Annotated in this window: 24 protein-coding genes and 2 pseudogenes; 8 read left to right on the forward strand and 18 right to left on the reverse strand. The window is 72.6% G+C overall.

Annotation, left to right across the window (positions count from 1 at the left end; translation table 11 throughout):
• Positions 1 to 113: 113 nt before the first annotated feature.
• Entirely contained in the window at positions 114 to 1,310 is a 1,197-nt protein-coding gene (hppD, locus tag FVA95_RS22565) for a 4-hydroxyphenylpyruvate dioxygenase (RefSeq protein ID WP_149665942.1), read from the reverse strand.
• Positions 1,310 to 2,356: a Glu/Leu/Phe/Val dehydrogenase dimerization domain-containing protein gene (locus tag FVA95_RS22570; RefSeq protein ID WP_149665943.1), complete on the reverse strand. Its 1,047-nt coding sequence runs from the start codon at positions 2,354 to 2,356 to the stop codon at positions 1,310 to 1,312. Before FVA95_RS22570 ends, hppD begins: the two co-directional genes overlap by 1 nt.
• A gap of 189 nt (positions 2,357 to 2,545) precedes the next feature.
• On the opposite strand from FVA95_RS22570, the gene FVA95_RS22575 reads away from it, so the two are divergent.
• The 5 genes from FVA95_RS22575 (at position 2,546) to FVA95_RS22595 (ending at position 5,061) form a co-directional block, all read left to right on the forward strand.
• Positions 2,546 to 3,160: a carboxymuconolactone decarboxylase family protein gene (locus tag FVA95_RS22575; RefSeq protein ID WP_149665944.1), complete on the forward strand. Its 615-nt coding sequence runs from the start codon at positions 2,546 to 2,548 to the stop codon at positions 3,158 to 3,160.
• 34 nt (positions 3,161 to 3,194) lie between these two features.
• Positions 3,195 to 3,647, forward strand: a complete 453-nt coding sequence (locus FVA95_RS22580) for a CBS domain-containing protein (RefSeq protein ID WP_149665945.1) — start codon at positions 3,195 to 3,197, stop codon at positions 3,645 to 3,647.
• 109 nt (positions 3,648 to 3,756) lie between these two features.
• Positions 3,757 to 3,960 carry a CsbD family protein gene (locus FVA95_RS22585; protein WP_020621565.1) on the forward strand — a complete coding sequence of 68 codons (204 nt, stop codon included), beginning with the start codon at positions 3,757 to 3,759 and terminating at the stop codon, positions 3,958 to 3,960.
• 124 nt (positions 3,961 to 4,084) lie between these two features.
• Entirely contained in the window at positions 4,085 to 4,690 is a 606-nt protein-coding gene (locus tag FVA95_RS22590; protein ID WP_149665946.1) for an NAD(P)H-dependent oxidoreductase, read from the forward strand.
• A gap of 59 nt (positions 4,691 to 4,749) precedes the next feature.
• Positions 4,750 to 5,061 (forward strand): hypothetical protein, encoded by a 312-nt coding sequence (locus tag FVA95_RS22595; protein WP_149665947.1) that lies wholly within the window; start codon positions 4,750 to 4,752, stop codon positions 5,059 to 5,061.
• A 31-nt stretch (positions 5,062 to 5,092) separates the two neighbouring features.
• On the opposite strand, the gene FVA95_RS22600 is transcribed toward FVA95_RS22595, so the two are convergent.
• From FVA95_RS22600 to FVA95_RS22635, 8 genes and pseudogenes are all read right to left on the reverse strand, one after another.
• Positions 5,093 to 5,839 carry an LLM class flavin-dependent oxidoreductase gene (locus tag FVA95_RS22600; protein WP_149665948.1) on the reverse strand — a complete coding sequence of 249 codons (747 nt, stop codon included), beginning with the start codon at positions 5,837 to 5,839 and terminating at the stop codon, positions 5,093 to 5,095.
• A 2-nt stretch (positions 5,840 to 5,841) separates the two neighbouring features.
• The gene (locus tag FVA95_RS22605; RefSeq protein WP_149665949.1) at positions 5,842 to 7,794 is read right to left on the reverse strand and encodes an acetoacetate--CoA ligase; all 1,953 of its coding nucleotides are present in this window, start codon (positions 7,792 to 7,794) and stop codon (positions 5,842 to 5,844) included.
• Positions 7,795 to 7,937: 143 nt separating this feature from the next.
• On the reverse strand, positions 7,938 to 8,936 hold the full coding sequence (locus tag FVA95_RS22610; protein WP_149665950.1) for an LLM class flavin-dependent oxidoreductase: 999 nt from the start codon (positions 8,934 to 8,936) through the stop codon (positions 7,938 to 7,940).
• Positions 8,933 to 10,534, reverse strand: coding sequence for a long-chain fatty acid--CoA ligase (locus tag FVA95_RS22615; RefSeq protein ID WP_149665951.1), 1,602 nt, complete (start codon positions 10,532 to 10,534; stop codon positions 8,933 to 8,935). Before FVA95_RS22615 ends, FVA95_RS22610 begins: the two co-directional genes overlap by 4 nt.
• 168 nt (positions 10,535 to 10,702) lie before the next feature.
• Entirely contained in the window at positions 10,703 to 11,011 is a 309-nt protein-coding gene (locus FVA95_RS22620) for a YciI family protein (protein WP_149665952.1), read from the reverse strand.
• A 59-nt stretch (positions 11,012 to 11,070) separates the two neighbouring features.
• Positions 11,071 to 12,019 (reverse strand): annotated as a pseudogene (locus tag FVA95_RS22625) (acyl-CoA desaturase).
• A gap of 260 nt (positions 12,020 to 12,279) precedes the next feature.
• Positions 12,280 to 13,200 (reverse strand): 2-dehydropantoate 2-reductase, encoded by a 921-nt coding sequence (locus tag FVA95_RS22630; RefSeq protein WP_240051673.1) that lies wholly within the window; start codon positions 13,198 to 13,200, stop codon positions 12,280 to 12,282.
• A gap of 8 nt (positions 13,201 to 13,208) precedes the next feature.
• Positions 13,209 to 14,076: pseudogene (locus tag FVA95_RS22635) on the reverse strand (sulfurtransferase).
• 167 nt (positions 14,077 to 14,243) lie between these two features.
• On the opposite strand from FVA95_RS22635, the gene FVA95_RS22640 reads away from it, so the two are divergent.
• Positions 14,244 to 14,858 (forward strand): CGNR zinc finger domain-containing protein, encoded by a 615-nt coding sequence (locus FVA95_RS22640; RefSeq protein ID WP_149665954.1) that lies wholly within the window; start codon positions 14,244 to 14,246, stop codon positions 14,856 to 14,858.
• 50 nt (positions 14,859 to 14,908) lie between these two features.
• Here the strand turns inward: FVA95_RS22640 and FVA95_RS22645 are convergent, their stop codons facing one another.
• Genes FVA95_RS22645 through FVA95_RS22665 form a run of 6 tightly spaced genes read right to left on the reverse strand, consistent with a single transcriptional unit; the run spans position 14,909 to position 18,734 of the window.
• Entirely contained in the window at positions 14,909 to 15,622 is a 714-nt protein-coding gene (locus tag FVA95_RS22645; protein WP_149665955.1) for a flavin reductase family protein, read from the reverse strand.
• Positions 15,619 to 15,849 carry a hypothetical protein gene (locus tag FVA95_RS32175; protein WP_205015943.1) on the reverse strand — a complete coding sequence of 77 codons (231 nt, stop codon included), beginning with the start codon at positions 15,847 to 15,849 and terminating at the stop codon, positions 15,619 to 15,621. Before FVA95_RS32175 ends, FVA95_RS22645 begins: the two co-directional genes overlap by 4 nt.
• Before the next feature lie 2 nt (positions 15,850 to 15,851).
• Positions 15,852 to 16,640, reverse strand: a complete 789-nt coding sequence (locus tag FVA95_RS22655; protein WP_149665956.1) for an enoyl-CoA hydratase/isomerase family protein — start codon at positions 16,638 to 16,640, stop codon at positions 15,852 to 15,854.
• A 2-nt stretch (positions 16,641 to 16,642) separates the two neighbouring features.
• Entirely contained in the window at positions 16,643 to 16,963 is a 321-nt protein-coding gene (locus FVA95_RS32180; RefSeq protein ID WP_205015944.1) for an alpha/beta hydrolase, read from the reverse strand.
• A complete protein-coding gene (locus FVA95_RS22660; protein WP_205015945.1) occupies positions 16,912 to 17,562 on the reverse strand; it encodes an alpha/beta hydrolase in 651 nt (216 codons plus the stop codon). Before FVA95_RS22660 ends, FVA95_RS32180 begins: the two co-directional genes overlap by 52 nt.
• Positions 17,559 to 18,734 carry an alpha/beta fold hydrolase gene (locus FVA95_RS22665; RefSeq protein ID WP_149665957.1) on the reverse strand — a complete coding sequence of 392 codons (1,176 nt, stop codon included), beginning with the start codon at positions 18,732 to 18,734 and terminating at the stop codon, positions 17,559 to 17,561. The genes FVA95_RS22660 and FVA95_RS22665 overlap by 4 nt, the downstream gene beginning before the upstream one ends.
• 321 nt (positions 18,735 to 19,055) lie before the next feature.
• Here FVA95_RS22665 and FVA95_RS22670 point away from each other — a divergent pair, with 321 nt between their 5' ends.
• Complete coding sequence (locus FVA95_RS22670) at positions 19,056 to 20,267, forward strand: thiolase family protein (RefSeq protein ID WP_149665958.1); 1,212 nt, start codon at positions 19,056 to 19,058, stop codon at positions 20,265 to 20,267.
• Positions 20,264 to 20,971 (forward strand): SDR family oxidoreductase, encoded by a 708-nt coding sequence (locus tag FVA95_RS22675; protein WP_149665959.1) that lies wholly within the window; start codon positions 20,264 to 20,266, stop codon positions 20,969 to 20,971. The genes FVA95_RS22670 and FVA95_RS22675 overlap by 4 nt, the downstream gene beginning before the upstream one ends.
• 366 nt (positions 20,972 to 21,337) lie before the next feature.
• Here the strand turns inward: FVA95_RS22675 and FVA95_RS33535 are convergent, their stop codons facing one another.
• Both FVA95_RS33535 and FVA95_RS22680 read right to left on the reverse strand, forming a co-directional pair.
• Complete coding sequence (locus FVA95_RS33535; RefSeq protein ID WP_255474672.1) at positions 21,338 to 21,460, reverse strand: hypothetical protein; 123 nt, start codon at positions 21,458 to 21,460, stop codon at positions 21,338 to 21,340.
• Positions 21,461 to 21,766: 306 nt separating this feature from the next.
• Positions 21,767 to 22,051: a hypothetical protein gene (locus tag FVA95_RS22680; RefSeq protein WP_149665960.1), complete on the reverse strand. Its 285-nt coding sequence runs from the start codon at positions 22,049 to 22,051 to the stop codon at positions 21,767 to 21,769.
• Positions 22,052 to 22,715 lie beyond the last annotated feature (664 nt).

A 22,715-nucleotide genomic window follows, 5' to 3' on the forward strand; every position in this document is an offset into this window, starting at 1 on the left:
TCTCGTTCTCAGCAGAGCCCATAGGGTCTGATGTCATCACTCACAGTGCCCATCCCGCCGGACGCTGAGGTCCGGCGTGTCGGGCCGGAACCACCGTTCGTTGCACAGGCCCCTCAGACGTTGCCGCGGCGCTCCTGCTCCCGCTCGATCGCCTCGAACAGCGCCTTGAAGTTGCCCTTGCCGAAGCCGAGCGAGCCGTGCCGCTCGATGAGCTCGAAGAACACCGTGGGCCGGTCCCCGATCGGCTTGGTGAAGATCTGCAGCAGGTAGCCGTCCTCGTCGCGGTCGACGAGGATCCCGCGGGACTGCAGCTCGGCGATCGGCACCCGCACGGACCCGATGCGGGCCCGCAGCTCCGGGTCCTCGTAGTAGGCGGCCGGGGTGTCGAGGAACTCCACGCCGCGGGAGCGCAGCACGTCGACGGCGCCGAGGATGTCGTTCGTCGCGAGCGCGAGGTGCTGGGCACCGGGGCCGCGGTGGAAGTCCAGGTACTCGTCGATCTGGGACTTCCGCCGACCCGGGCTGGGCTCGTTGAGCGGGAACTTCACCCGGTGGTTGCCCGACGCGACGACCTTGCTCATCAGCGCCGAGTAGTCGGTCGCGATGTCGTCGCCGATGAACTCGGCCATGTTCGTGAAGCCCATGATCCGGTGGTAGAAGTCCACCCAGTGGTCCATCCGCCCGTACTCCACGTTCCCGACGACGTGGTCGAGCGCCTGGAACACCCGCCGCGGCGCGTCCGCGGGCCGGGCCACCGACGAGCCGCGGGCGACGTGGCCGGGCAGGTAGGGACCGGCGTAGCGGGACCGGTCGACCAGGGTGTGCCGGGTGTCGCCGTAGGTGGCGATCGCGGCGGTGCGCACGGTGCCGTGCTCGTCGGTCGTGTCGTGCGGCTCGACGAGCACGGTGGCGCCCTGGGCTCGGGCGTGGGCGATGCAGCGGTCGACGTCGGGGACCTCGAGGGCGATGTCGACGACGGAGTCGCCGTGCCGACGGTGGTGGTCGGCGAGCGGGCTGTCCGGGTCGACGGCGCCGCGCAGCTCGAACCGGACCGCGCCCGAGCGCAGCACGTAGGAGTGGTGGTCGCGGTTGCCCGTCTCCGGTCCGGAGTACGCGACGAGCTCCATGCCGTAGACGACCTGGTAGAGCTGCGCGGCCTGGGTGGCGTTGCCGACGGCCCAGACCACGGCGTCCCAGCCGGTGACCGGGAACGGGTCGGCGGAGTCGTCGTGTTCGACGAGGCCGACCAGACGGCGCAGGGCGGCGGCGTCGAGGTCGGCGAGCTTCTCGGAGTCGGTGAGGATGTCCATCAGTGCTCTCCCGTCAACGTGCGTGCTGCCAGGTTCTCCGCCGCGGTGACCGTGGTGGTGCCGTGTGCGCGGGCGTCGGCGAAGATCCCGGCCAGGGTGTCGCCGATGGCGCGGGTCCGGTCCGCGACGGCGGCAGCGCTCCAGCCGAGCACCTCGCGGCCGACCAGGTGGATGGCCCCACCGGCGTTCGCGACGAAGTCCGGGGCGTAGGTGATCCCGCGCCGGCGCAGGACATCGGCAGCGTACGGGTCGGCGAGCAGGTTGTTCGCCGCACCCGCGATCACCGCGGTGGGGACGGTCGCGGCGACCTCGGCGGTGATCAACCCGCCGGTGGCGCACGGGACCAGCACGTCGCACGCGCGGGTGGTCACCGCTGCGGTGTCGACCACCTCGGCGCCCAGCTCGTCGGCGGCCGCGGCGCAGCGGGCCGGGTCGACGTCGGTGACGATCAGCTTGGCCCCCGCGTCGGCAGCGAGCCGGGCGACGTCGGCGCCGACCGCCCCGAGCCCCTGGACCAGCACCCGCAGCCCGTCGACGCCGTCGAACCCGGCCTCCGCGGCTCCGGCGCGGATCGCGGCGAACACCCCGAGGGCGGTCATCGGGCCGGACGAGCCGGGCCCGCCCGCCGCGACCGAGCGGCCGAACACGTGCGGGGTCAGACCGGCGAGCACGTCCATGTCGGCCGAGCAGGTCCCGACGTCCGGGCCGGTGGTGTAGTTCCCGCCGAGCAGCTCCAGGTTGGCGGCGTGGATCTCCAGGATGCGCCGCCAGGTCCTGTCGTCGAGCTCGGCGCGCGGGACCGGGAGCGCGATCACCGACTTGCCACCGCCCATCGGGAGGCCTGCGGCGGCCATCTTCAGCGTCATCGCCCCGGCGAGGCGGCGGGCGTCGGCGACGGCGTCGTCGGGCGAGGGGTAGACCATCGCGCGGGTCCCGCCGGACGCCGGGCCGAGCCGGGTCGAATGCACCCCGATCACGAACCACGCGCCCGTCTCCCGGTCGTACCGGACCGAGGTCAGTTCGCCGTCCCACTCGGGCAGAGCCATCCCGCGCCTCCATCTCCTCGCTGGTGTGCAGCGAGGACACCGTGGGCCGTGCCATCTGCGCAACCGGCCCAGCACGACCTGCGCATGTGCCCCAGATCGGGGGGCCGGTGCGCCCAGACAGCTGGGCGGATCGTCCAGGAGACGGGCGTCACGCCGGGGGCCCGCCGTCGGCGTCCGTAGCCTGGACCGGTGACGACCAGCGACGCCACGACGCCCGCCGACCTGCGTGGCAGGCCGCGACCGCCGGCCCACCCGCGGACCGCGCCGTCGGACCCGGCCGGGCTCGATCCCGAGCGCGCCGCGCTGCACGCCCGCATCGCGACCGGCCCGCGCCGCGCGCAGGCCAGGGTCCCGCTGGTCGACGACGCCGACCGGCTGCTCGGCCCGTTCGCGACGATGCTGTTCTCTCCGCGCATCGGCGACGCCGTCCAGCAGGTCGGCGCGGCCCTGCGCACCGACGACGACCTCCCGCCGCGGCTGCGCGAGCTGGCCGTGCTCGCCGTCGCCGTGCACCACGGCTCGGCGTTCGAGTGGTCCGCGCACGAGGGCCTCGCCCGCGACACCGGGCTGACCGGCCCGCAGCTGCAGGCCCTGCTCGACGGCGGTGTCCCCGACGGTCTCGACGAGGCCGAGCGGGTCGCGCTGACCACCGTCCGCGCCCTGCTCACCCGGCACGACCTGGGCGACGGCGCCTACGCGACCGCGCTGGACGCGCTCGGCCGTGACACGCTCGCGGCGCTGGTGTGGCTGACCGGGTACTACTCGATGCTGGCCACCGCCCTGGCCGTGTTCCGGCCGGAGTGAGTCCGGGTAACCCGTGCGGGAGGGGAGGTCCGCCATGAACACCGCGCCGAACACCGCACCGAGCACCGCACCGGACGGGGTGCGTGTGGCAGCGGCCATGCACACCTTCCCCAAGACCTGCGGACCCGCGACGACCGTCGCGCAGGCGTGGGCGGCGTTCGAACGGCCCAAGGTGCACTCGCTGCTGGTCCTCGACGCCGGGCGGCTGCTCGCCGTCGTCGACCGGGCCGACCTGATCGGAGCGGCCCCCGACCGGCCCGTCGCGCCCCTCGGGACGCTCGACGGGCGGGTGGCCCGCGCCGGCGACGACCTGGCCTCGACCTGGGCAGCCATGGCCGATACCGGACGGCGACGGGTCGCCGTGGTCGACGGCTCCGGACGCCTGCTCGGGCTGCTCTGCCTCAAGCGCCACGGTCGCGGCTTCTGCTCCGACGCCGGCATCCAGGCCCGGATCGACGAACGCGCGGCGGCCCCGGACCGGTCGTGAGGGCGCCCGCACCGGGCAGCCACCCCGCGTTTCCGGTGTCCTGCGTCACATGCCCGTGAGGACCGGCGGGTTGGTGCCCTCCCACGCACAGTCCACCGAGGAGGTAGTCATGTCGTTCACCGACAAGGTCAAGAACAAGGCCGAGAACGCCGTGGGCGTCGCCAAGGAGAAGACCGGCGAGGCCACCGGCGACCGCGAGCTGCAGGTCGAGGGCAAGGCCGAGCAGTCGAAGGCGTCGCTGAAGGACGCCGGCGAGAAGCTGAAGGACGCGGCCGGCAACGTCAAGGACGCGCTGGGCGGCTCGACGAGCTGACCCGGCGTCACCGTGACGGGGGCGACCGGCAGGCATGCCGGTCGCCCCGAACGGGAACGCCGTCGGCGTACCGAGCCGGGTCCGACGCCGTACCGGGCTCCTCCCCGAACCCCACGGAGGAACCATGAGCACCGTCAAGCTCGCCATCGTCTACTACTCCGCCACCGGCACCGTCGACGCGATGGCCCACCGGGCCGCCGCAGCCGGCGAGAAGGCGGGCGCCGAGGTGCGCCTGCGTCGCGTCGCCCGCGAGGCGACCACCGGCGAGCGCCAGGCCACCGAGGCGCAGGCCGCACACGCGGAGGCCGCCCCCGAGGTCCCCGCCGCCACCGCCGACGACATCGTGTGGGCCGACGCCGTCCTGTTCGGCTCCCCCACCCGCTACGGCAACATCGCCGGTCAGCTGAAGACCTTCATCGACTCGCTCGGCCCGCAGTGGGGCCAGGGCCTGCTCGCCGACAAGGTCTACGCCGGGTTCACCTCCAGCCAGACCCTGCACGGCGGCCAGGAGTCGACCCTGCTCGCCCTGTACAACACGATCCACCACTTCGGCGGGATCGTCGTCGCACCCGGCTACACCGACCCGACCAAGTTCGTCGACGGCAACCCCTACGGCGCCTCGCACGTGACCGGGGCGAACAACGACGCCCCGCTCGGCGACGCCGAGAATGCCGCGCTCGACCACCTCGCCACCCGCGTGGTCACCGTCGCCGGGAAGCTCGCGGGCTGACCCCGGTCGCGGCGGCGCGGAACCGGCCACCGCACGTACGCACGGGTTAGCCTCGACGGATGTACTTCCGGATCACCCCGGGTGACGTCGAGCTCGTCGACCCGGGTGACGTGCGCGCGTTCCACGTCGTCGCCACCGAGGGACTGGCCGACGGGGAGCTCGCCGACACCGTGCGCAGCACCGGGCTCGGCGAGGTCTCCGACGACGGCGAGCACGTCCTGGTCCGGGTGGACGCCGTCCGCAGGCTCGCCGCCGGTCGGGTCGGCCCGGGCTGGGAGGATGACCTGGCCGGCATGCTCGGCTACGCCCGGAGCAAGGGCTGGGTCTCCGACGACGGCACCGCGGTGCGCGCACACGTCGAACGCGCCTGAGACCCGGCGCCGGCCAGGATCCGACCAGGCCCTACGCCAGCAGCGCCCGGACCCGCTCCGGGTCCGGCCCGTCCGGCTCGATGACCACGACGGCGTCGTCGAACCCCGCCTCGGCGTAGCGGTGCAGCGTCTCGCCCAGGCGCCCGAGATCGGTCCCCGCGGGGACCGGCAGGGCGTAGGCGACGGCGCGGCGCCCGCCGGCGGCCCGGTAACGTCCCAGCGCCTCGATCATCTCCGCGGGGGTGGTGCGGTAGCCCGAGGCGAGCCAGCCGTCGAAGCACCGGGCCGCCTTCTCGACGTTCGCGCCCCACGAGCCGAGCAGCAGGGGTGGGCGGGCGGCCGGCGGATCGGCGAGCCGGACGTGGTCGTCGTGGCCGTGTTCCAGCAGGTCGCGGAGTCGGGCCACATTCTCGTCGAAGATCCGGAAACGGGTGCGGTGGTCACGGTCGAGGGTGGCGTAGTCGTCACGGGTGGAGCCGGGGCTGATGCCCAGGGCCAGCCGGTCCCCGCAGACGGCCTGCAACGACAGCATCCGGTGCGCCAGCTCCGCGGGGTGGTGCAGCGGGACCTGCACGGTGCCCGTCGCCAGCCCGACGCCGTCGGTGGCCCCGGCCGCGGCGGCGAGCGCGACGAACGGGTCCGGGACGAGCCGGCCGCGGCCGATGATCTCCGGCGCCCAGAGGTGGGCGAACCCCGCGTCGGCGAGGCGCCGCGCCCACGGCACCACCGGGTGGGGCGGCGCATCGGACAGGTGCGCGAGCGTCGCGCCCAGGCGCACGGTCAGGCCCGCCGTTCGGCGGCGAACCGGGCGTACCAGCGCAGCACGTCGGGGTCGTCGACCGAGGCGACGTTCGCCGCCTTCTCCAGCGGACGCCCGGCCATCAGCTTCTTGACCGGCACCTCCAGCCGCTTGCCGGACAGGGTGTGCGGCACCGCGGGCGCCTCGACGATCTCGTCCGGCACGTGCCGGGCGGTCAACCGGGTCCGCAGCGTGGTCACGATCGTCGCCCGGAGGTCGTCGTCGAGCGGATGCCCCGCGGCGGGGACGACGAACAGGCCCAGCCAGTACCCGTCGTCGGGGAGGTCCACGCCGACGACGAGGGCCTCGGTGATCTCCTCCATCGTCTCCAGGACGTCGTAGAAGTCGCCGGTGCCCAGCCGCACGCCGTGGCGGTTGAGGGTGGAGTCCGAGCGGCCGTGGATGGAGACGCTGCCGTCGCCGTGCACGGTCACCCAGTCACCGTGCCGCCAGACGCCGGGCCAGGTGTCGAAGTAGGAGTCGGTGTAGCGCCGCGCGCCGGGGTCGTTCCACAGGTGCACCGGCATGGACGGCATCGGCTGGGTGACCACCAGGTCCCCGACCTCGTCGACGACCGGATTCCCGTCGTCGTCCCAGGCGGCGCAGTCGACCCCGGCCAGGCGCCCGCCGATCCGCCCGGCCCGCACCGGGGAGTACTCGTTCGCCCCGACGAAGGAGCCGGAGATGTCGGTGCCGCCGCTGGTGGAGTCGACCCGCAGGTCCGGCGAGACGTGGGAGTACAGCCAGTCGTAGCCGGCGGGCGGCAGCGCCGAGCCGCTGACCATCACGTGCCGCACCCGGGACAGATCGTGGTCGGCGCGCGGGGAGACGCCGCTGTTCGCCGTCGCGGTGACCACCGCCGCCCCCAGGAGGACGACGTCGGCGCCGGTCCGGGCGGCGACCTCCCAGACCGCGCCCGGCGGGTGGCCGGGGCTGCCCTCGTAGAGCACGATCGACGCGCCCTGGCCGAGCGCGCCGAGCTGCATGTTCCACAGCGCCCAGCCGGTGGAGGTGTAGGTGAACATCCGCTCGCCGGTGCGCAGTCCGCAGTACAGCCCGGACCACTTGAGCCCTTCGAGGGTGATGCCGCCGTGGCCGTGGACCAGCCCCTTGGGCAGGCCGGTGGTGCCGGAGGTGAACAGCACCCACAGCGGGTGGGAGAACTCCACCTGCGCGAACTCCGGCTCCGCGTCGACGGCCAGCAGCTCCGCCCACGGCGTGCTGCCCTCCGGAGCGGGCCGGTCGACCGCGTAGCCGACGTGCACGACGTGCCGCACGGTCGGCAGGCTCTCCCGCAGCCGGGCGACGACGTCGCCACGGTCGACGACCGTGCCGTTCCAGTGGTAGCCGTCGGCGGCGATCAGGACGGTCGGTTCGAGCTGGGCGAGCCGGCCGATGGTGCCCTCGGCGCCGAAGTCGGGCGAGCAGCAGGACCACACCGCGCCGACCGCGGCCGCGGCGAGCAGGCCGATCACCGCGTGCTCGGTGTTGGGCAGGTAGGCGCAGACCCGGTCACCGGGCGCGACACCGGCGCGGCGCAGCCAGGCCGCGGCGGCGGCGACCGACCGGCGCAGCCGTGACCAGGTGATCTCCCGGGCAGGGGCGCCGCCCTCGCGCACACACACCAGGGCCGTGTCGTCGTCGGCGCCGTGGCGCAGCGCGTGCTCGGCCCAGTCCAGCCGCGCGCCGGTGAACCAGCGGGCGTGCGGCATCGGGTCGGTGGTGCGGACCTGCGTGTACGGCGTGGAGAACGCGACGCCGTAGTGGTCGACGACCGAGCACCAGAACCGGTCGACGTCGGCGACCGACCAGGCGTGCAGGGCGTCGTGGTCGTCGAACGGGCGCCCCTCCCGCTCGGCCAGCCAGTCGAGGTAGGCGCGCAGCGCGGACCGCTCGATGCGCTCCGCCGACGGGGTCCAGAGGACGTCGGTCATCGGTGTCTCCTCCGTACGGACGTCCCGCGTGTCGGCGGGCCCACCCGGTGAGGTGGGCCCGCCGACACGGCGCTGCGCTGCGGTGCTGCGGTCCGGTGCGGCGATCCGGTGCCGCGGTCAGCCCGCGACCCGGCCCGGGAGCCTCAGGAGGCGAGCACCTTCGGCATGATGTCGTTCTTGATCCGCTTCAGGTCGTCGAGCGTCTTCGCCACCGGCACGTCGGCGAACGGCGGCCAGATCAGCGGCATGGTCATCCCCACCTCCTTGTACGCCTTGAGCCGGTCGGTGAGCTGCTTCTCCGTCCCCACCAGCAGGTTCGAGGCGACGCCGTTGACGGTCTGGTCGACCTCCTCGTCGGTGATGACCGTCCAGATCATCGAGCAGATCTCCAGGTCCTTGGCCCGCTTGGGGCTGCCGATCTTCTCGAACTGCTCGTCGATGGCGGTGATCCACTGGGCGAGGCGCTCGGGCGAGTCCTGGATGCCGATCCAGCCGTCGAGGTCGTACTTGGTGATCCGGCGCGCCGAGCGCAGCGGGTCCTTGAGGCCGCTCATGAAGATCGGCGGGCGCGGGTCCTGCAGCGGCTTGTGCCCGAAGCCGCAGGCGTCGAAGTCGGCGAACTCGCCGTGGAACTCGTAGTGGTCGGCGTTCTTGTCCCAGATGCCCTGCATGATCTCGATCGACTCGCGCACGTGCTTGTGCCGCCTCGGGAAGATGTCCGTGGCGCTCGCCGCGGCGAACTCCTCGGGCATCCAGCCGGAGCCGACGCCGACGTTGAGCCGGCCGCCGGAGAGGTGGTCGATGGTCGCCAGCTCCGCGGCGAGGACGCCGGGCGAGCGGAACGGCGTGTCGATGATGCTCATGCCGATGCGGACCTTGGTGGTCTTCGCGGCGAGCCACGGGATCAGTGGGTAGCCCTGGAACCACCTGCCGCGCGAGGACACGGGCAGGCCGTTCGGCAGCCCCTCCATCATGCCGAACGAGTACTCCAGCTCCTGGCGGTCGGACTTCTCGGGGACGACGATCCGGTCCAGCGTCCAGACCGAGTCGAAGTCGAGCTCCTCGGCGAGCGCGGTGAGGTCCTCCAGCTCCTTGACCGTGACCAGGTCACGGAAGTTGGGGAGGTACAGAGCGAGCTTCATGTGATGCTGCCTCCTTGCGGCATGACAGTATCGCCAGCGATGTCGCCAACGATGTCGCCGGCGGTGTCACTGACGGAGAGTGTGACGCGGATCTCGTTCTTGAGGACCTTGCCCACGGTCGAGCGCGGGAGATCGCTCCAGATCTCGATCTGCTTGGGGGCCTTCACGGAACCGATGCGCGCCTTGACGAACGCGACCAGCTCCTCGGTGTCGATCTCGGCACCGGGCTGGGGCTGGACCACCGCGGTGACCCGTTCGCCCCACTTCTCGTCGGGCAGGCCGACCACGGCGCAGTCCCGGACGGCGTCGTGCGCCATCAGGGCCTGCTCCACCTCGGCGGAGTACACGTTGAACCCGCCGGAGATGACCATGTCCTTGGCGCGGTCGACGATGTGGAGGAACCCGTCGTCGTCGAGCCGGCCGATGTCGCCGGTGTGGTGCCAGCCGTGCGCCGACACCTCCGCCGTCGCCTCGGGGTTGCGGTAGTAGCCCGCCATGACCAGCGACCCGCGCACGCAGATCTCGCCACGCTCGCCACGCGGGACCGGCCTGCCCTGCTCGTCGAGGATCGCCACGACGACCAGCGGCGACGGCCGTCCGGCCGAGGCCAGCCGCTCGGTGGCGATGCTCCCGTCGGGACGGCGGTGCTCGGCGGGCGACATCGTCGAGATCATCATGGGCGCCTCGGACTGGCCGAACAGCTGAGCCATCGGCCCGATCCGGTCCAGCGCCTCGGCCAGCCGCGCCACCGACATCGGGGCCGCGCCGTACCAGAAGCACTGCAGCGACGACAGGTCCGTCGTGTCGAGCGCCTCGTGGCCCAGCACCATGTAGATCAGCGTCGGCGGCAGGAACGTGTGTGTGACCCGGTGCGTCTCGATCAGCTCCAGGAACCGCCCGACGTCGGGCTTCGGCATGATCACGACTTCGCCGCCGCGGGCCATCACCGGGAAGCAGAGCACGCCCGCGGCGTGCGTGAGCGGGGCCAGCGCGAGGTAGACCGGGCGCTCGTCGAAGGGGTAGCTCATCAGCGTGATCGCCGACATCGTCTCGACGTTGCGGTCGGTCAGCAGCACGCCCTTGGGACGTCCGGTGGTGCCGCCGGTGCCGACCAGCGCCACGATCTCCTCGGGCGGCGCGGCCTCGGCGGACGCGTCGTCGCGGGCGGCGTCGAGCCAGGCGTCGAAGCCCTGCGCTCGGTCGGTTCCCGCGCCGAGACGGACCAGTGTCCGCAGCTGCGGGAGATCCGGAGCGATCGTGGTGACGAGGTCGTCGAAGGACGGCTGGAAGATCAGCGTGGTGCAGTCGAACAGGTCCAGGAGCTCGGCGGTCTCCCCGGCCGCGTTGCGCGGGTTGATCGGGCACCAGACCGCCCCGGCCCGGGCGATGCCGAACACGCAGGAGAACGCGGTCGGGTCGTTCGCCGACAGGATGCCGACCTTGTCGCCGGGGGCGACGCCCGAGCGTCGCAGGGCCCGCGCGACGGCGTGCGAGAGGTCGACGACCTCGCCGTAGGACAGCGAGGTGCCGTCGAGGGTCAGACAGGGCGCCGCGGGGTCCAGCGAGGCGCCCTTGTCGAGATAGAAGGTCAGCGACATCGCGGCTCCCCGGATCTGCACCGTTGCGGACAGCGACGACCGTGGCGGGAATCTGGACACTTGTCAAGATTTTCTGCCCGACCGGTGCCCGCGACTCCGGGAACGACGACGGCGGACGGCCCGGGAGATCGGTCCCGGGCCGTCCGCCGTCGTGGTGCGGGGGGGTGGCTACGCCTGCCCGGTCAGCGCCCCAGCCAACGGGCCCAGTGGCGGCGCCCACTCGCGGATCTCGGCGCGGGCCACGACGCCTGCCGTGGAGAACGGGTCGTTGTCGACGATAGTCTGGACGGCGGCCCGGTCCTCGGCCCGGAAGATCAGCAGGCCGCCCGGATCCTCGCCCGGGGCCCAGGCGCCGGCGACGAGCATCGTCCCGTCCTCGGCGAAGGGGCGCAGATAGTCACGGTGCGCGGCGCGCGTGGCGTCCCGCAGCTCCGTGTCGTCGGTGTAGGTGTAGATCAGCGCGAAGGTCGTGGCCACGCCGCGATCCTCGCACGCGACGCCGCCGGCGGGGGTCCCGCCGGCGGCGCCGTACGTCATCACTTCGCCGCGAGGCGCTCCAGGCGACGGGTGGTGGGCCAGCGGACGTTCGTCGCCCAGCCCGCCTTCTCGAAGCCGCGGATGACCACGGCGGAGATGTCGATCTGACCCTTCTTCACGCCGTGCCGGGCGCAGGTCGGGTCGGCGTGGTGCAGGTTGTGCCAGGACTCGCCGCAGGACAGCACGGCCAGCCACCAGACGTTGGCGGACTTGTCACGGGAGGCGAAGGGGCGCTCGCCCCAGATGTGGCAGATCGAGTTGATCGACCAGGTCACGTGGTGCAGCACCGCGACGCGGACGAAGCCCGCCCAGAACAGCGCGGTCAACGCGCCCCACCAGGACATCGTGATCAGGCCGCCGAGCAGCGCCGGGCCGAGCAGGCTCGCGACGACGATCAGCGGGAACGCCTTGTCGACGCGCGCGATGTCGCGGTCGGTGAGCAGGTCCGGCGCGAACCGCTTCATGTTGGTGAGGTCCCGCTCGAACAGCCAGCCGAGGTGGGCGTGCCAGAAGCCCTTGACCAGGGCCATCGGGCCGGTGCCGTAGAGCCACGGCGAGTGCGGGTCGCCCTCCTTGTCGGAGAACGCGTGGTGGCGGCGGTGGTCGCCGACCCAGTCGAGCACGCTGCCCTGCAGCGACAGGCTGCCCGCGATCGCCAGCGCGATCCGCAGCGGGCGCGTCGCCTTGAAGGCACCGTGGGTGAAGTAGCGGTGGAACCCGACCGTGACGCCGAGGCAGCTCACGTAGTAGAAGACGACAGCCAGCACGACGTCGGTCCAGCCCAGGAATCCCGCCCCCCCAGGCGAGGGGGACGGCCGCGAGCAGCGCCAGGGTCGGCAGGACGACGAAGAGCCCCACCAGGAACATCTCGCCCGGCGGGCGCTTCCCGTCCAGGACGGGTGCGGGCCCGCTCTTCGTGGGAGCCGGCGCCGTGTCGAGTGTTGTCATGGCTCCACTACATCGCGTGCCGGGCGCCGACACAGCCCAGCTGACCCCCCTGTATCCGAGGCGGCGTCTCCGCGGCCGGGCCGGTCACCCGATCCCGGCACGGGGCCCCCGGTCGGCCACGGCACCGCGGGGCCGCGGCACGGCGGGCCACGGTGCGCCGCTGATCCTCGCCCGGGTGCCATATCGGGCCGACGGTCCGGCCACGACGCGCGGCCCGGTCGACGCCACGGCACCCACCGGACGGCTCCCGCCGCCACCGCTCAGCCTCCCGGCTGCGGCTCACGGCCGAGCCGCAGGCGCACCCGCGCCGCGTCGAGCAGCGGTGCGGCGAGCCCTCGGCGTCGGGCGAGGGCCGCGAGCTCGTCGAGGACCTCGACCTCCACCGGTCGCCCGGCCCACAGCTCGCGGGTCATCGACGGCACGAACCCCGAGCTCGGGTCGGAGAGACCGCGCACGAGCGCTGCGGGGTCGCCGGCGTGGCCGTCGGCCCCGGCGACGGCGGAGAGCTCGGTGACCACGGCGTCGACGAGGCCCGGTCCACCCGGGGCCGCCGCGACGTCCCCCACCCGGGCGCCGCCCAGACACGTGAGCACCGTGCTCGCGGCGATGAAGACCCACTTCGCCCACATCGCGGAACGGATGTCCTCGACGACGCGCACCGCGATCCCGTCGACGGAGAGTTCGCGGCGGACCGCCTCGACCGCGGGGTCCTCGCCCGGGGCTCCCGGACGTCCGAGCTCCAGCGTGGCGCCGACCGCCTGTTCGATGATCACGCCGTGCGGCAGCAGGGTGGCCGCCAGCCGGGCGGTCGCCCCGAGCACCGCTCCGGCACCGAAGGCGTCGACCAGCGTGTCCAGGTGTGCCATCCCGTTGAGCAGCGGCACGACCTGGGTGCGCGGTCCCACCGCGGCGGCGACGTCCTTCACCGCGTCCGGCAGCGCGTTGCCGCGCACCGCCACGACGACCAGGTCGTACGGGGAGCGCAGCTCGTCAACGGTCACCACCGACGGGAGCAGGTGGGAGTGGGTCACCTCGTCGACCCCGCGGATCTGCAGCCCCTCGAGGGACAGCCGGTCGGCAGTGGCCGGGCGGGTCAGGAAGGTGACCTCGCGGCCCGCGGCGAGCAGCCGCGCACCGAGGTAGCCACCGGTCGCACCGGCGCCGAGCACCAGGGTCCTCATCGGCGTCGTCACGCCCGGGACGGAGCGACGGCGGAGCCCCGCTCGTCGCCGGTCTGGACGGGTACCCCGACCAGTGAGCCGTACTCGGTCCAGGACCCGTCGTAGTTCTTCACCTCGGGGTGGTCGAGGAGCTCGTGCAGGGCGAACCAGGTGTGCGAGGAGCGCTCGCCGATGCGGCAGTAGGTGATGACCCCGGTGTCGCGGTCGATGCCCGCACCCCCCGTAGAGCGCCCGCAGGTCGTCGTCGGACTTGAACGTGCCGTCCTCGGCGACCGCGCGGCTCCACGGGATGTTCACCGCCCCCGGGATGTGCCCGCCACGCTGGGCCTGCTCCTGGGGGAGGTGCGCGGGGGCCAGCAGCCGACCGGCGTACTCCTCGGGCGAACGGATGTCGATCAGCGACGCCGTTCCGATCGCGTCGACGACCTCGTCGCGGAAGGCTCGGATCGAGCGGTCCTGTTCACGCGCGGTGTAGGTCGTCCGCGGGCGCGCCGGCACAGCGGTGTCGAGCCTGCGCCCGTCGAGCTCCCACTTCTTGCGGCCGCCGTCGAGCAGTCTCACCGCCGGGTGGCCGTAGAGCGTGAAGTACCAGTAGGCGTAGGCGGCGAACCAGTTGTTGTTGCCGCCGTAGAGCACCACCGTGTCGTCGTTCGCGATTCCCTTGGCCGAGAGCAGCGCCTCGAAGCCGGCCCGGTCGACGACGTCGCGACGGACCTGGTCCTGCAGCTCGGTCCTCCAGTCGATCCGGACGGCACCGGGGATGTGCCCGCCGTCGTAGACGGTGGTGTCCTCGTCGACCTCGACGAACACCACACCGGGCGTGCCGAGGTTCTCCTCCGCCCAGTCGGCGGTGATCAGGGCGTCCTGGCGGCTCATGGCTCAGCTCCACTCGGATCGACGCATGCAAACAGCGCTAGCTTACGTCCAGAAGGAGGCGGAGGTAAGTCCATGTCAGCTACTTCTACCCTCGGATGCGAAGGAAACGATGCATGCTTTCCCTATTCGCCTACGTCGTACTAGGAGCGCTGCGCTAGACTCGTGCCATGCCCTGGACCGCCACGTCGCGTTACGACACCGCCGTCGCCGACGGCGGCCTGGCCCTGGTACAGGACCTGCTGAACACCATCCCGGCAGGTCGCCCTCGTCAGCCGGATCTGCTCGGGGAGCTCGACAGCGCGCGGACCTGGCTCGACTCGGCACTGTCGGACTGGACCGCGACCACCGGCCGGTCCCTACCGACGGCGGTGCTCGACGACCGTGGCCTGGAGGAGCTGCAGGCACTGCGCGCCGACCTGCGGGCCGTGGTCTCCGCCCCGGATCGGGGTCAGGGCGCGGCCGACGACGAGTACCTGCGCAGCGCGTCGGTCGGCCTGGTGCTGGCCGCCGACGGCTCGGTGGTCCTGCGACCGCGCGGGCAGGGGTGGCGCACCGTGGTGGGCCAGTTCCTCGTCGAGGTGCTCGAAGCCCAGCGCGCCGACAGCTGGCGCCGGCTCAAGACCTGCCGCAACGAACGGTGTGCGGTCGCGTTCTACGACCGGTCCCGCAACAACAGCGGCGCCTGGCACGACGTGCGGGTCTGCGGGAACGCGGTGAACCTGCGCGCCTCCAGAGCACGGCGGCGCGCGGCGCTGGAGGCGGCCGACGCCGAGCACGGTTGACAGCACGCCCCGGCCGTCGGGCATCCGGGCCACCAGCTCCCGGTGGCCCGTCAGCCTTCGGTGCGCACCGAGCCCGACGGTGACCAGGCGTCGGTCTCGATCGGGCTGAAGGTGGTGTCGTGCTCGTCGAGCCGGCGCATCCGCCCGCCGCGGCCGCGGAGCACGGCGTCGTCGAGCGGCGTGGTGAAGACGTTCTCGACCAGCGTGTACTCGGCGGCGAGGCGGCCCACGGGCGCCAGCGCCGCGGTGTCGACCCGGCCGCGGTCGAGGTACAGGTCATCGCGCAGGTGCACCCGTTCGACGACGCCCCACACGACGTGGTCGTCGAGGTCGCCGACCGGGATGATCCGGTCGACGCGACATTCGAAGTGGATGGGGGCATCGCGGACCCGGGGGGCCGCCACGACCTCCGAGGGTGCCTTGGCGAGTCCGACGGCCTCGAACTCGTCCACCTCGGGGGCGAACTCGTGGGCGGTGCGGTGCATCTGATGGGCCTGGGGCAGGGAGACCAGGTTGGTGACGAACTCACCGGTGTCGCGGATGTTGGTGAAGGTGTCCTTGAGCTCCCCGGTGCTGCGGGGCTGCATGGTCAGCGACACCATCGGCGGCCTGCGCCCGACGGCGGTGAAGAAGGAGATGGGTGCGAGGTTGGCGACGCCGTCGGTCGAGACGGTGCTGACCCACGCGATCGCCCGGGGCACGATGCTGCCGATGAGCAGCTTGTAGGCCTCGGTGGCATCCAGCTCGGCGGTGTCGATGATCATGTGCGGGTCTCCGTCGGGAATGCGGCGCGGGCGGAGCCCCAGAGCGCGCCGGGGTTGATCCGGTCCGGGTGCCGGGTGCGCATGGCGTGGTAGAGCTCGATCGCGCTGCCGATGAGCGTGGTGGCGATGGGCGACCAGACCCGGACGTCGAGGTCGGGCGGCAGGTCGGTGATCGCGGTGGGGATCGACGGGCTGACGTGGACGTCGACGTGCAGGAGATCGGTCATCGTCAGCGTCCCTCGAACGACATCGCCGGGCGCGGACGGCCCGCGTGCAGTGCCTCGACGGCGGTGGGGATCGCCATCCGGGTGTCGGCGCTGTCGAACAGTGGGATCGCGACGTCGAAGATGGCCTCGTCGGCCGCGGCGACGCCGCCGACGGCCCAGGTCCGCAGGAGGCTCTTGTGGGCCGCGTGGGCGAGCGTGGGGCCGGCGGCGACCCGGGCGGCGAGCGCGGCGGCCTCGTCGTGGAGGGTCTCGTCGTCCACCACCCGGTCCACGACGCCGAACCGCTCCATCTCCGCGGCGGGGACCTGCTCGGAGGTCAGCGCCCAGCGCATCGCCCGGGAGCGGCCGGCGTGCTCGGCGATCCGGTAGACACCGCCGAGCAGGGTGACGATGGCGATCGACTGTTCCGGGTGCCCGAACCGGGCGGTGCGGCCGGCGATGATCAGGTCGGCGCGGACGGCGAGTTCGAGCCCACCGCCGAAGCACAGGCCCTGCACCGCGGCGACCGTGGGGAGCGGGAGGCGTTCGAAGCGGTTGAACGTCTGCAGGAAGTGCTCGAAGTGCGCGCGCATCTCACGGCGTCCCCAGTGGGGCCAGGGTTCGATGTCGCCGCCGAAGCTGAAGTCGGGGCCCTCGGCGCGCAGGACCACGGCGCGGGCGTCGCCGGCGGCGATCTCGGTGAGCGCGGCGTCGAGCTCGTCGACCATGGTGGTGCCGATGCGGTTCTGTGGCGGGTTGTGCAGCACCAGCGTCGCGACGCCGTCGGCGGTGGTGACGGACACGTGGGACATCGTCAGTCCTTCCGGGGGGCGAGATGGTCGGCGAACCAGGTGCGGGCGGCGCCGCACGCGGCGTCGAACCCGGCGAGGTAGGGGTCGAAGTGGCCGCCGGGGACCAGCACCAGGCGCTTGGGTTCCCGCGCGCGTTCGTAGGCCGCCAGGGCCGTGTCGGTGAGGGTGACGGTGTCGTGGGTGGCGACGACCATCAGCAGGGGCGTCGGGCTGACCCGGTCGACGTACACGCCGGGCTCGTAGGTGGTCGCGGCGAGCGTGGAGCGGACCGTCACCTCGTTGGCCCAGACCCCGCCGGGCACGTCCTGCAGGTAGAACGCCACGGCGTCGGGGCGCGGTAGGAGGCCGGCGTGTCGGGGTCGGTCGAGACGATCGCGCGGCGCCCCGCCGGCCGGCCTGCCGCACGGGCGCGTTCGTCGTCGAGGAGGCCGGCATGGAAGGCGGGGAGGTCCTCCGGCCGGACCCGGCGACGGGTCTGCTCGGCCCCGCTGATGGTGGGGACCTGTGCGACCACCGCGCGGAGCCGGGGGTCGGTCGCCCCGAGGACCAGGGCGTGTCCGCCGGCGTAGCTGGTGCCCCAGAGTCCGAGGCGGTCGGCGTCGACCTCGGGGCGGGACTCGAGGAAGGACAGGGCCCGTCGCCAGTCGGCGATCTGGGTCCAGGGGTCGACGTCCTGGCGGGGTACCCCGCCGCTGGCACCGAAGCCGCGGTGGTCGTGCAGCAGGACGGCGTGGCCGTCGACGGCGAAGGCCTCGGCGAACCGCTCGATGCCGTGGTAGCGGGTGCCGGCGTAGCCGTGGGCCATCGAGATCGCCGAGTGGGGCCCGGGTCCGTCGGGCAGGTGGAGCCAGCCCCGCAGCACGGTGCCGTCGTCGGCAGTGAACTCGACGTCCTCGCGCCGGAACCCGTTGCCGGTGCTCATGCGCGGTGGAAACGGTCGCGCTCGATGCGGCCCTCGAGGCGCCGGCCGAGCTCGTCGGAGAACCGCAGTGCACCGTCGAGGGGCCGGTGGTGGATGGCGATCTCGACATGTCGGCCGTCCTCGTCGGCCACCAGCCGGGTGACGCCGCTGACCTCCGTCCCGTCGTGCAGCGTGGCGTCCCACTCGAGGTAGGTCCGTGCGCCGTGGCGTACCTCGTGGGTGAACACCAGGGACGTGTAGATGCCGCTCGCCGCACCCATCACCGCCGCGACGTCGTCGCGGCCCTCGACCGGTGTCCGCAGTACCGAGGCACGCAACACCACGTCCGGCGCGAGCGCCTCGCTGAAGGCGGTCGCGCTGTGCCGCGCGAAAGCCCTCGTCCAGCCCTGCTCGGACACTCCGTGGGCGGTGTTGCCGCCCCCGCTCCCCCGGGTCGGTTCCGAGACGCGGTCCACGAGCTCGTCGAGGTAGGCCGCCACCGTTCCGGGGCGCTCGACGTGGGGCCAGTGGCCCGCGTCGGCCACGGCGGCCGCCGACGCGTGCGGGAACCGCGCCAGGACATGGGCGTCGAGGAGCTCGGCGGTGATGAACGGATCCCGTCCACCGCGCAGGACGACGACGGGAGCGGTGACCTCCGACGCTGCCGCGCCCGCAGGATCCCCGTCGTTCCACGCGTCGACGGTGGCCGAGCACGCCTCGGCGGAGATCCGCTTCCCGGCCGCGCCGAGCCGGTCGAGCTCGGCCCGGGGGAACGCGTCGGAGAGCCGGCGGCGCACGGCGCGCTGCGCGTCGGCGTCGCCGCCGAGGGCCTTGAACGGCGCCACGGCGTCGGCCGGGAGCCGGGTACCGGCGAGCGGGACCGGTGCGACGAGGACCAACCCGGCGACACGGTCCGGCCGCTGCGTCGCGACGAGCTCGACGATCTGGGCACCGAGGCTCTGGCCCACCAGGACCAGGGGGCCGGTCGTGCTGTCGACGAGGTCGACGACGTCGGAGGTGTGCCGGGCGAGTGTGTAGGGCCCGGCCGCGTCAGGACGTCCGGCCATGCCTGCCAGCTCGGCGACGACGGCGGGCGATCGGCGCGTCCGGGAGTCGAGAACGGGATCCCACACCGCGCCGTCGTCGAGGAAGCCGTGCACGACGAGCGTGGTCACGGACGTGCTCTGCGTCATCGCCGAACCTCGTTCCGGTGGTTGGGGTGGTCCGGACCGACCACCCCCGTTGACTTCAACATAGTCGTTCCCATTTTGCCTATGTCAAGTGCCTTCACCGATCATGCTCCCCTGTGAACGCGATCGATGAAGGAACGAACAGACGGGTCCAGTCGCCGCCTCTCCCCGTCGACCGAGGTCGCCGACGCCGATTACCACCCGCCACTGCTGGTACTAGCACCTCGCCGTCCGTCGCGCAGACGCTGCTTGACCCGGCCGGTACGACGGGGGCACGATACGGACCGATCGGTCCAGGACCGATCGGTCCACCGGAGGAGAGCCATGAGAGACGCAGTCATCATCGAAACGGTCAGAACCCCTCTGGCCAAGGGCAAGGCCGACGGCGCCTACGCCGGGGTGCACCCGGTGGAGCTGCATGCACACGTACTACGGGCGCTGGTCGATCGCGCACAGCTCGATCCGGCGGAGATCGACGACGTCATCGGTGGAGCCGTCGGACAGGTGGGCGAGCAGAGCGGCAACACGACCCGGTTCGCCACGCTCGCCGCGGGGTTCCCCGAATCGGTGCCGGGCACCACCGTGGACCGGCAGTGCGGGTCGAGCCAGCAGGCCCTGTCGTTCGCCGCACAGGGTGTCGTCGCCGGTGCGTACGACATCGCGATCGCGTCCGGGGTGGAGTCGATGTCCCGCATCCCGATCGGCAGCCAGACCCGCGTCGACGGAGTCGCCCAGGACGTGTCCGGGCCGTCGGTCGCCACCCGCTACGCACCGGGGCTGATCCCTCAGGGTGTGAGTGCCGAACTCATCGCCCGACGGTGGGGGTTCTCGCGCAGCCAGCTCGACGAGTTCGCCCTGACCAGCCACCAGCGGGCCGCCGCGGCCTGGGCCGACGGGCGATTCGCCCGCGAGGTCGCCCCGCTCAAGACCACCGGCCCCGACGGGACCGTCGGTCAGCTGGAGACCGACGAGACGATCCGGCCGGACACGACGGCCGAGGCGCTCGCCGGGCTGCGCACACCCTTCGCCGACCCACGGTGGACCGAGCGTTTCGGCCCCATCGACTGGACCGTCACCGCCGGCAACGCCAACCCGTACAACGACGGCGCCGCCGCGCTGCTCGTCACCACCTCCGAGATCGCCGCCGCGCACGGCTGGACCCCTCGGGCCCGCGTCCACACGGCGACCGTCACCGGCGACGACCCGGTCCACATGCTCACCGGCATCATCCCGGCGACGGCGAAGGTGCTCGCGCGCGCCGGGCTCTCGCTGGACGACATCGACGCCTTCGAGGTCAACGAGGCGTTCGCCTCGGTCGTGCTGGCCTGGCTCGCCGAGACCGGCGCGGATCCCGCGAAGGTCAACGTGAACGGCGGCGCGATCTCCATCGGCCACCCGCTCGGGGCCAGCGGCGCCCGGCTGGCCACGACCCTGGTCGGGGTGCTCGAGCAGACCGGCGGGCGCTACGGCCTGCAGACCATGTGTGAAGCCGGTGGCACCGCGAACGCCACCATCGTCGAGCGGATCGTCCGATGATCGTCTCCGGGGCCAACGCGCTGGTCACCGGCGCCAACCGTGGCCTGGGCGCGGCACTGGTCACCGAGCTGCTCGCCCGCGGAGCGGGCACGGTCTACGCCGCCACCCGCGACCCGCGCGGCCTGCGGCACGAGGATCCCCGGGTGGTCCCGCTGCGCCTCGACGTCACCGATTCCGTGGCGATCCACGAGGCCGCGCAGCGCGCCGGCGACGTGGACCTCGTCATCAACAACGCCGGGGTCAGCGGGGCGGGATCGCTGCTGCACGCCGATCCCGAACGCGCCCGGGCCGAGATGGAGACCAACTTCTGGGGGCCGGTGGCCGTGACCCGGGCCTTCGCGCCGGTGCTCGCACGCCGGGGTGGCGGCGCCCTGGTGACCGTCCTCTCCGCCCTGTCCTGGGCTGCTCTGCCGTTCGCAGGGTCCTACGCGGCGACCAAGGCGGCCGCGTGGTCGTTCACCAACGGCGCACGGGCCGAGCTGCGGAGCCAGGGCACACAGGTGGTCGGAGTGCACCTGGGGTTCATGGACACGGACATGGTCGCCGACCTCGACGTGGCGAAGATCGGTGCACCCGAGGTCGCCCGCGCCATCCTCGACGGCGTCGTGGCCGGTGACGAGGAAGTGCTGGTCGACGACCCCAGCCGCGCCCTCAAGGCGGCGCTCGCCGGCTCGCCGGCCGGCCTGGAGATCACTGCCGGGTGACCGCAGGCGCCCGGGCGGCGGACGACACACGACCGCTCCGGGTGCCGAGCCCGCCCGAGCGGCCGGGGTGACGGCCGGCCAGCGCCCGGACGCCTGCGGCACCGGATGCGGGTCGCCGGCCCCTGTTCACCAGGAGTGCGGCCATCAGGAACTGTTCCAGCGGCGGACCGAGCCGCAGTGTGCCGTTCCCATCCGGATCCGGACATCGCCGAGCATCTCCGCCCGCATCACCTCAGACGACATGATCGGGCCCCGGCGTACGGATCGAAGGTCAGGATCGATCGCGTCGGCGTTGCACCAACACGACGCTCCCCACGACCGCGGAAACCACCACAGTGATGATCAGTCGGTTCAGGACGTCGTTCGTCAGGGCTCCGCAATGGCGAGCACCCCGCCCGCGGCGGTCGGCGTCGTGGCGATGACCATGCCGGCGAGGTCGTGCGGACGATTCTCGTCGTCGATGCCTGGATTCGTCGCGGCTGGACCCACGCCCGGGGTTCTTCCTCGTTGCGTCGCGAATGGGATGAAAACGGTCGACCCGGCCGCCGCGAGCCGGCGAGCAGGACCCGCTCGCACGACGCATGACTCCACGTTGCGCGCCGCAGGCTCGAGGATCCGAGCGTTTCCGCTGTTCAGAACTGGAGCCGGAGGTCGGGATCGAACCGACGACCTACCGCTTACAAGACCGTCCACGTCGGGCACACCGTGCGCTGACCTGCTAATCCATGCACGGGGACCGTCCCACGGTGCACAGTCGGAACCACAGTGCGCAGGGCTATTGGGTCACACGGGGTGTCACGATGACCTCGACCCGCCGGTAGAACGGCCCGACGAGAACCAGAACCTAACGGTGAGAACTTCAGCGGCTGTCGGGGTAGACCTGGACGGAGCGCGTGGTGTCGTCGGGTCCGCGTCGGATGGACAGGAACACGGGGCCAGCGCCGCGGTGTCGGCCCAGCAGTTGGCCGAGATGCGGGCGGTACGGATGCCGTAGAGCAGGTCGTCGACCTCGCTGCGCTTGCGGATGGTGCGATCGACACGATCAAGATCGGGAACGTCGAGGCTCAGCACCGCGCTCACAGCCCCTGATTAGTGGCTTACCCGATCATGGCGCTCGGTCGTCCGGCCGGAGGGAAGTCCGCACGTCCGGGTGGCCGCGGTCGGGCGGTGTCATCCGTCCACTCTGTCTCGAGGATCGCCGTGAGAGACGAGCGCCGAGCCTGAGTCGCGTTCCTCCTACTGTGGTGGCTCGCGCCATCTCGTCGACCTGGCGCAGCCCGATCACGCACAGAGCAGGGGGCAACCGCCCCGCGCACTTGACCACCTACAGCCGGCGACCCGGGGTTGGGCGCCGGCTGCGACCCGGCCACCTCGTCAGGCTTGCCCCCTGGTCTGGGTGTGATAGCCCTTTGGGAGGTCGTCGCGATGGCGCGAACCACCGCCTCCCACGACCGGACCGCAGCGGGCCGGGGGTGGCGCCCATCTCGGAGACCTGCCTGCCCGGCGAGGGCCGGGGTGTGGGGCGGAGCCCCACGGTGTTGTCGCGGTTCTGTCGGTGCTCGGTCGCATACTCGCCCCATGAGCCAGAGCATCGGTCCGCTGCCCGGGTGGGTGGTCCCTGCCGAGCAGCAGGTGCGGGTGTCCGGGGACGGGCTGTGGTGTCGGTTGATGGACGACCTGACGTGTCGTTGGCCCGGGCGCGATCATGACACGGCTGCCGGGACCGGGGACAGTGCTCTGTCCT

This window comes from Pseudonocardia sp. EV170527-09 (assembly GCF_008369905.1).
Lineage (GTDB): Bacteria > Actinomycetota > Actinomycetes > Mycobacteriales > Pseudonocardiaceae > Pseudonocardia.

What these genes read in the sequence shown, in the direction of transcription:
- hppD (WP_149665942.1), bottom strand. Translation starts at nt 1,310, where the DNA reads ATGGACATCCTCACCGACTCCGAGAAGCTCGCCGACCTCGACGCCGCC.
- FVA95_RS22570 (WP_149665943.1), bottom strand. Translation starts at nt 2,356, where the DNA reads ATGGCTCTGCCCGAGTGGGACGGCGAACTGACCTCGGTCCGGTACGAC.
- FVA95_RS22580 (WP_149665945.1), top strand. Translation starts at nt 3,195, where the DNA reads ATGAACACCGCGCCGAACACCGCACCGAGCACCGCACCGGACGGGGTG.
- FVA95_RS22585 (WP_020621565.1), top strand. Translation starts at nt 3,757, where the DNA reads ATGTCGTTCACCGACAAGGTCAAGAACAAGGCCGAGAACGCCGTGGGC.
- FVA95_RS22590 (WP_149665946.1), top strand. Translation starts at nt 4,085, where the DNA reads ATGAGCACCGTCAAGCTCGCCATCGTCTACTACTCCGCCACCGGCACC.
- FVA95_RS22595 (WP_149665947.1), top strand. Translation starts at nt 4,750, where the DNA reads ATGTACTTCCGGATCACCCCGGGTGACGTCGAGCTCGTCGACCCGGGT.
- FVA95_RS22605 (WP_149665949.1), bottom strand. Translation starts at nt 7,794, where the DNA reads ATGACCGACGTCCTCTGGACCCCGTCGGCGGAGCGCATCGAGCGGTCC.
- FVA95_RS22610 (WP_149665950.1), bottom strand. Translation starts at nt 8,936, where the DNA reads ATGAAGCTCGCTCTGTACCTCCCCAACTTCCGTGACCTGGTCACGGTC.
- FVA95_RS22615 (WP_149665951.1), bottom strand. Translation starts at nt 10,534, where the DNA reads ATGTCGCTGACCTTCTATCTCGACAAGGGCGCCTCGCTGGACCCCGCG.
- FVA95_RS22630 (WP_240051673.1), bottom strand. Translation starts at nt 13,200, where the DNA reads ATGAGGACCCTGGTGCTCGGCGCCGGTGCGACCGGTGGCTACCTCGGT.
- FVA95_RS22640 (WP_149665954.1), top strand. Translation starts at nt 14,244, where the DNA reads ATGCCCTGGACCGCCACGTCGCGTTACGACACCGCCGTCGCCGACGGC.
- FVA95_RS22645 (WP_149665955.1), bottom strand. Translation starts at nt 15,622, where the DNA reads ATGATCATCGACACCGCCGAGCTGGATGCCACCGAGGCCTACAAGCTG.
- FVA95_RS32175 (WP_205015943.1), bottom strand. Translation starts at nt 15,849, where the DNA reads ATGACCGATCTCCTGCACGTCGACGTCCACGTCAGCCCGTCGATCCCC.
- FVA95_RS22655 (WP_149665956.1), bottom strand. Translation starts at nt 16,640, where the DNA reads ATGTCCCACGTGTCCGTCACCACCGCCGACGGCGTCGCGACGCTGGTG.
- FVA95_RS22660 (WP_205015945.1), bottom strand. Translation starts at nt 17,562, where the DNA reads ATGAGCACCGGCAACGGGTTCCGGCGCGAGGACGTCGAGTTCACTGCC.
- FVA95_RS22665 (WP_149665957.1), bottom strand. Translation starts at nt 18,734, where the DNA reads ATGACGCAGAGCACGTCCGTGACCACGCTCGTCGTGCACGGCTTCCTC.
- FVA95_RS22670 (WP_149665958.1), top strand. Translation starts at nt 19,056, where the DNA reads ATGAGAGACGCAGTCATCATCGAAACGGTCAGAACCCCTCTGGCCAAG.
- FVA95_RS22675 (WP_149665959.1), top strand. Translation starts at nt 20,264, where the DNA reads ATGATCGTCTCCGGGGCCAACGCGCTGGTCACCGGCGCCAACCGTGGC.